The organism is Odoribacter sp. N15.MGS-14 (assembly GCF_000980245.1).
GTDB classification, from domain to species: Bacteria; Bacteroidota; Bacteroidia; order Bacteroidales; family Marinifilaceae; genus Odoribacter; species Odoribacter splanchnicus.
On record NZ_LARE01000100.1, the window covers coordinates 1 to 6,591 of the forward strand.

Below are 6,591 nucleotides of genomic sequence, written 5' to 3' on the forward strand. Positions count from 1 at the left end.
CGGGTAAAGTCAATTCGTAGTGGCCGTCATTGTCCGATACGACGCCGATATTGGTCCCTTTGATCCGTATCGTCACTCCGGGTAGGGGATTACCTTTGTTGTCCTTCACTTTCCCTTTGATCACCGTTTTCTCTTGTGGGGCGGCAGCATCTGCTTGCTTGACCACAATATGATTACTGTTCAATATATAGGTGAGACCCAGGGGATTCAATAATTCAGCCAGCACTTTGCGGATGTCTTCCTGCCGGGCTTCGACATCCACTTTCCCTTTTGAGTCGATGAGCAGGGTATTGTACAAAAATTTCAGTCCGGTCTGGGCCTCTATCCGGTTGAAAACTTCTTCCAGAGAAGTTTGTTTCAGATGTAGGTCCAGTGTATACTGTTGGGAATACACTTTTCCCTCGACACCACATACGAGTGTCAGCATAAAGAATAGCACACATTTCATCATTCTGCTTACTTGTTGCAAGCCACCGGAATCTTTCCAATCCGGCAACAACCGATTGTTTTTTTTCATAAATTTGTTGTGTTAAAACGATTTGTAAATTGTTTATACAAGTTTGCAACCGGTTCTTGTGCAAGAAGAAGCGGTTGCTTTTTTTATTTTCTCCTGACAATAACCTCCTTTCCTTTTATGTCGAATGTAAGTTCGTCCATCAGCTCGAAGGTGTGCAAGACCTCCCGAATGGAAGCATGACGATTGATTTTCCCCGTGTAAAGAATAGATTTCAATGCTTCGTTCTGATAATGGGTGTCGAACAGATACCAGCGTCCCAGTGTTTTCATGACCTCTTCCAGGGGTTGCCGGTAAAAGGCAAACACACCGTCTTTCCAGGCTATATAATAATTCACGTCCACGGTCTGCTGCGACAGTGTTTTCCGGGTAGCGTCGTAATACCCCTGTTCGCCCGGTTTCAGGACGATCCATTGTTCCGTAGTGCCGATCCCCATCGATACGGTTCCGCTGATCAAGGTGGTCGCTTCGTTCGTGTCGTCGGGGTACGCCTTGACATTGAAGGAAGTACCTGTCACTTTTACCACCGAGTGTTCCAGGCAAACCAGAAAGGGAGAACGGGGATCACGCTTCACGTCGAAATAAGCTTCACCACTGAGATATACGATTCTTTCACTCCCCGGAACGAATCGGTCAGGGAAGCGCAGACGGCTCTCGGCATTCAGGAATACGGTCGTGCTGTCGGGCAACAGAAAACTGAATTCTCCACCCCGGGGTACTTCCAGACAGTGGTAAACAGGCTGGTCTCCGTTTGCATCTCCGCAAGCGGCTTGAATGACCACCCGTCCCTGATCGTTATGCAACTTCATTTGCTGTATTTCCGTTTGCCGTAGTGTATCCAATAATACTGCTTCGCCTGAAGGGGTAATCAGCCGGGCCATGCGTTTTCCGGGATATATAGAGGTCTCCTCGCTGGCTAAGGGGAGAGAAACAGGAATCTTGTTATACCGGTAGACTGCCAGTCCCCCGAAAAGAATAGCGACAGAAGCTGCTGCTACCAGCCACCACCGGCGGTTGCGCCGCATGTTTCTTTTACGGACCACCTGTTGCCACCCTTCCCCGGGGTCGTAGCATCCGATTTTGGACAACAATTCATCCTGCCGTTCATCGTTACACCATTTTTGGAAATAAACCCGGTGTTTTTCAGATTGTGCCAGCCAGTTGTCCAGTTCTTTTTTCTCCGGTTCGGATAGTTTCCCAGCCCAATGACCCAGAATAAGCCGGATAATAGTAGTGTCGTTTTTTACTCCCATTTTGCAACCATTTTGTATTATTACACGATGATATGCAAAAAGGGGTAAATGAAAATGAATTTTTTTTATTTTACCGGGGACTTCGGATTAATTAAGGAAAAAGTAACCGAAATCACAGACCGAATAATAAGGCGAACAGCGGGTACAACTCTTGCAGATTTTTTCGCAGTATCTGTTTGCCCCGTTTCTTTTGGGCTTTTACCGTTTCAATACTGATTCGCAGGGTTTGGGCCGCTTTCTCGTTATTCATCCCCTCGAAATAGCACAACTCGAATACTTTACGGCATTCCCGGGGTAATTTTTCTATTGCTTTTCTCAGCCGGCTGAAAATTTCCGTTTCGATCATCCGGCATTCGAATTCGTCCTGTTCTCCTTCATGTTTCAGATAACTCAGGTAGTGTTCCCGCGAAAGACGGTTGCGTAAATGGTTCAGACAATCGTTTTTTATGGTCAGATATAAAAAGTTTTTCAGATGTTGCTCACTTTGGAATGCCTGTCGCTTTTCCATTAAGCGGACAAAAACCTCCTGAACGATGTCCCGGGCCGTTTCATCGTCCTGTACATACCGAAAGGCAAAATAACACAGCGAACTATACCAGGAAGTAAAGATTTTTTCTACTTCATAGGCATATGTCTTTTCCATACTCATGCTTTCGTCGTTAGTTATCTGTTGCGCGACTTTTATGCAAAGATAAAGTATTCCGCTTGATTCGCAAAAGCCACCGGCTGAATCCCGTATCAAAAATACTAAATTTCTACATGTTCAGATTTTCTTACGCTGCCAGGAAGCGAATCTCATGAAAAGCCAGGACACCAGACCGATGAGGGCTCCATAAGTAAATTCACTGGTCCATACCCATTCTACGCGGGTGGATATGTAGGAAGCGAAAAACCAGACAGAAAAGGTGTAGGCGATCAGTACGACAGATTCCAGTATCAACGCATTGGTCGTATTACCTGTACCCGATACGGCTTCGAACAGTGGAATTCCGAAGCTCATAGCGATCGAAGCACAGCAGATAACCAGCAAAGAAGGAATAGAGGCATCGGCTAAGACCAAATCGTCGGTGTAGATAGACAGCACCGTATGAGGGATAAACAAACAGCATAAGAGTACCGGCAGAATGGCGATCAGCCCTTGTCCGATCGTTTTGAAGACAGTCGGCATCACTTCGTTTTGTTTCCCTTCGCCGATCAGGCGGCTGGTGAGCGTATTGGCCGTTGCACCGAAAGCAAATACGGGGATCATAACGAGCATATAAACACTTCTCACAATACCGGACACCGCAATCGGTGTCTCGCCCATATGTTCGACCAGAGCGAAGAAAATAAACCATGTCCCGAAAGAAAGTAACTTTTGGACCATGGTGGGAAAAGCCAGTTTCAGAACCGATTTCATCAGCCAGCCTTCCAGTTTATGAAAATAGAATAAGGAATAAGTTTTTAGCGGAAGCTTGACGAGCGTATACCCGATAAAGAAAAATGTAGCGGATATTTCGGCACATACAGAAGCGAGTGCTGCACCACCGACACCCATTTCGGGGAAACCCCATTTACCGAATATCAGGACATAATCGAGGAATATATTCACCATAGCCATGATGGCTGTCGTGAAACTGATGACTTTGGTATCGGACAGCCCGATATATAAAGAACGGAACAAAAAATTAAAACATACAAAAATAATACCGTAATGCCGGTAATCCATATATTCTACTGCAGCGGCGTAGATATTAGGCGACTGGATGATCCGGGCCAGAATATCGTTGGTGAAATAATGTTGTATCAGAAACAGACCTGTAGACAGAAAAAGCACGAAAAACAACCCGTGCTCGAAAATCACCCCGATCCGGTCCAGACGCCCTTCACCCAGGCGGCGGGCAACGATGATCTGTATACCGATGGCGAATCCCCAGGCTAAAGTCGAATAAATATAATAATAAATACCTGCCATCATCGAAGCTCCCAAAGCGACAGCACTGACCCGTCCCAGAAAAGCCGTATCGGTTAAGGCGATCAGGGTTTGTGCCAGATTTCCGAAGATAATCGGAAGGGCTATCGTCCAGATGATTTTATTTTTTACAGAGCTTCTCATGTGCTGTGGGAACGATTAGAAAGCTTCGGTCATATTCATATAAATACCCCATTTCTGTCCGGGTTCTTTGCCGATATCCAGACGGAAATTTTTGCGGGGTTGTAACTGAATACGAAGTCCGATACCATAGTTGAGTTTCCATTTATCCCAGTCGGCCGGGGTTTTTCCGATCGTACCCGTACCGATCCAGGCAACCCCTCCGAACTTCGACCAAAAGGCGCCCCGGGCATAAGCTTCCTGCGACATAAACATGTGCCGGTATTCGATAATGCCGTAAGCCATCGATTTATCTCGGTATTTACCCCAGGCGTAACCGCGCAGATCGAAGGGATTACCGAAATTCGGCAGTTCGCTGTAAGGGACGTTATCCATACCGATCTGGGTTTTGGCTGTCCAGGCCAGCGTGCTCCGGCGTTTGAAGACCTGACGGAATTGGCGGTATTCCAGTTCCAGCATTTCATAATTGTAATTTCCGCCCAGATATTTCCCGTACAGGGTTCCCATTGCGCTTAGGAATACGCCCTCGAAAGGGGTAGCGACATCATCCCGGGTATCGTACTGGAACAAAGCACCTATTCCGATATTGTGATAACGGTTACCATATTTCAGGATGGCCGGATTGGTTTTCATCCAGTCGGCCAAGGATTTCGTATAATTATAGTTGAAATCCAGAAGTGTACCTACGTATATATTCGGTTTCACTTCCCACACAAAACGGGGAAAGAACTGCACGCTGGCTTTATGAAAGGTCACCGAATCCTTATCGTAACGGTCCTTTAGTTCCTCGGCTTTTTTGATTTCATCATAGCCGACGCCATAAAAATTGGCCGGTTCGGTACGATAACCGTATTTGATGTAAATACGGAATTTATTTTCATTGAAAAACAACGTACCGGCTCCTGCTGCGACGAAAGTCCCGTTGATAGAGATATTGAAGCCTACCGGGATAAAAGACCGTTGGCTGATGGTATCGTCGGGGTTCATCCGGAAAGTCATCAACATGGCGCCACCGACTCCCAGCGAAGCTTCGGGGTTATAGGAAGGACCTCCAAGAATGGAAAGCCATACTTTTTTATGGGCACGGATCGAATCGCGCCTTTGCTGGCGGGCAAATTGTTTCAGTTGGCGTACGGTCCAGGTCTCGGTCACAACGACGGTATCTCCCGGTGTCGTGATTTTTACAGAATCTTGCTGTGTAAATGCAGGGATCGCTACCAACAGTAGCAGGACAAGAAGTAATAGTTTCATAGTTGTTCTTAAATGTGCCAAATTTACTTCAAAATTTGTGCCAATCGGAATTATATGTGTTAATTTATATTTTTTCAGTGCCGTCATATCCGTATGGCAAATATACATAAGCCGGTTTTGTCGTAGCAGCCATCGGGTCGGTGTAATCTTTCGGCTCATATTCCACAAGCTCTGCCGTTCCGGGTTGTTCGGATGCTCTGAAATATGTATCCGGTGCGGAACAATAATCCCTTGCATATCCTTCTGTACATCTCGTAAATATTAAAAATCATTGTTATTCAGAAGTTTGTATATACATTTATGTACATGATAAAAGTTGTTTTTCTGTATAAATCCTATTTTATTTGCAACAAAAAACAAGGCATGAATGATTTTTTGTATGGACTTGGATATTTACGTATATATATTATTCATGGTTTTGTATGATGTTGAATGTAATTTTAGAACATTTTTTGGCCACTGTTCTGTAGGGGAAATCACTTGGCCGGACATTATAATCAAGTCGGTTTTCTTGGAGAACTATAGTGTCGGAAAATTAAAAGGGTCTATTGATAAAAGAGATGTGGTTAAGAACAAGTTTCGTTTCGATAATATTGGTTATATGTTTATACTCATGTGACCGCCGGGACAATAGCATGTATAGTCCGTCACTACTGATGTTGGAAGATTCTTTGGAGGCAATGCCCGAAAAGTTCCTGAGGCAAATTCTTGAGATGGATACGACCTCTCTGAGAGAATCCGACAGGGCATTTCATTACTTTTTGTTGGCCAAAGCCAAGGTGCTTGTTCCCCATTCTCCCGAATTGCTGTTGGATGAATCCGATGGGGTCCTGTCTTATTTTGCAAACCGAAGGGATTCTTCCCGTTTATGCCAATTATATTATTTTTTAGGACGTTTATATGCTGATAGGTACGCTTTCCTTCGGGCCAATGCTTCTTATAATCAGGCTGAAAAATTTGTGGGGCAAAACATTCGGATGCTGTTTGCTATTAAGGTTGGTGAGGCGTATATTTATCGTTTCAAAATGATGCATGGTATGGAGGAGGAATGTTTGAAACGGGCTCTTAACATTGCCGGAGAGTTGAATGATTCCTCACTGATGGCAGAGGCCATGCATGAACTTGCCGAACTTTGTATTTTTGAAAAAAATTATGTGGGGGCGGAGAACCGGTTACGCCAGGCACTTGAGTTGCTTCCTCAAGGAAAAACTGTGGCCGGGGCTGAATATAACAAGGATCTGGCCAGGGTTTATCTGGCCATGAATAAACTTGATTCAGCTTTATATTATACGGATATAGCTTTACAAGGCGGGCATCCGTATGATTTTGAGATGACATGCAATATACTTAAAGGGAATATATATTTGAAAAAGCATTGTTTGAAGGAGGCGGAGCATATTTTTCTGAAAGATGTTGAAAGACTTTCTTTGAAAGAAAAACAGGAGGTTTATTATAAAATGTCCTTGTTAAAAAAGGAAGAA

Annotated in this window: 6 protein-coding genes; 1 reads left to right on the forward strand and 5 read right to left on the reverse strand. The window is 44.6% G+C overall.

Annotated elements, in window-relative coordinates; all coding sequences use genetic code 11:
* The 5 genes from WS34_RS13725 to WS34_RS13745 form a co-directional block, all read right to left on the reverse strand.
* On the reverse strand, positions 1–517 hold a 517-nt coding region (locus tag WS34_RS13725; RefSeq protein ID WP_046405498.1), incomplete at its 3' end, for an STN and carboxypeptidase regulatory-like domain-containing protein.
* Between the two features lie 83 nt (positions 518–600).
* Positions 601–1,767 (reverse strand): FecR family protein, encoded by a 1,167-nt coding sequence (locus WS34_RS15770; RefSeq protein ID WP_286693802.1) that lies wholly within the window; start codon positions 1,765–1,767, stop codon positions 601–603.
* A gap of 112 nt (positions 1,768–1,879) precedes the next feature.
* Positions 1,880–2,410 carry an RNA polymerase sigma-70 factor gene (locus WS34_RS13735; protein WP_162613220.1) on the reverse strand — a complete coding sequence of 177 codons (531 nt, stop codon included), beginning with the start codon at positions 2,408–2,410 and terminating at the stop codon, positions 1,880–1,882.
* Between the two features lie 120 nt (positions 2,411–2,530).
* The gene (locus tag WS34_RS13740; protein ID WP_046405502.1) at positions 2,531–3,862 is read right to left on the reverse strand and encodes an MATE family efflux transporter; all 1,332 of its coding nucleotides are present in this window, start codon (positions 3,860–3,862) and stop codon (positions 2,531–2,533) included.
* Positions 3,863–3,877: 15 nt separating this feature from the next.
* Entirely contained in the window at positions 3,878–5,110 is a 1,233-nt protein-coding gene (locus tag WS34_RS13745; RefSeq protein WP_013611631.1) for a BamA/TamA family outer membrane protein, read from the reverse strand.
* Positions 5,111–5,745: 635 nt separating this feature from the next.
* Here WS34_RS13745 and WS34_RS13755 point away from each other — a divergent pair.
* Positions 5,746–6,591: tetratricopeptide repeat protein (locus WS34_RS13755; RefSeq protein WP_502685468.1), on the forward strand; the 846-nt coding region annotated here is incomplete at its 3' end.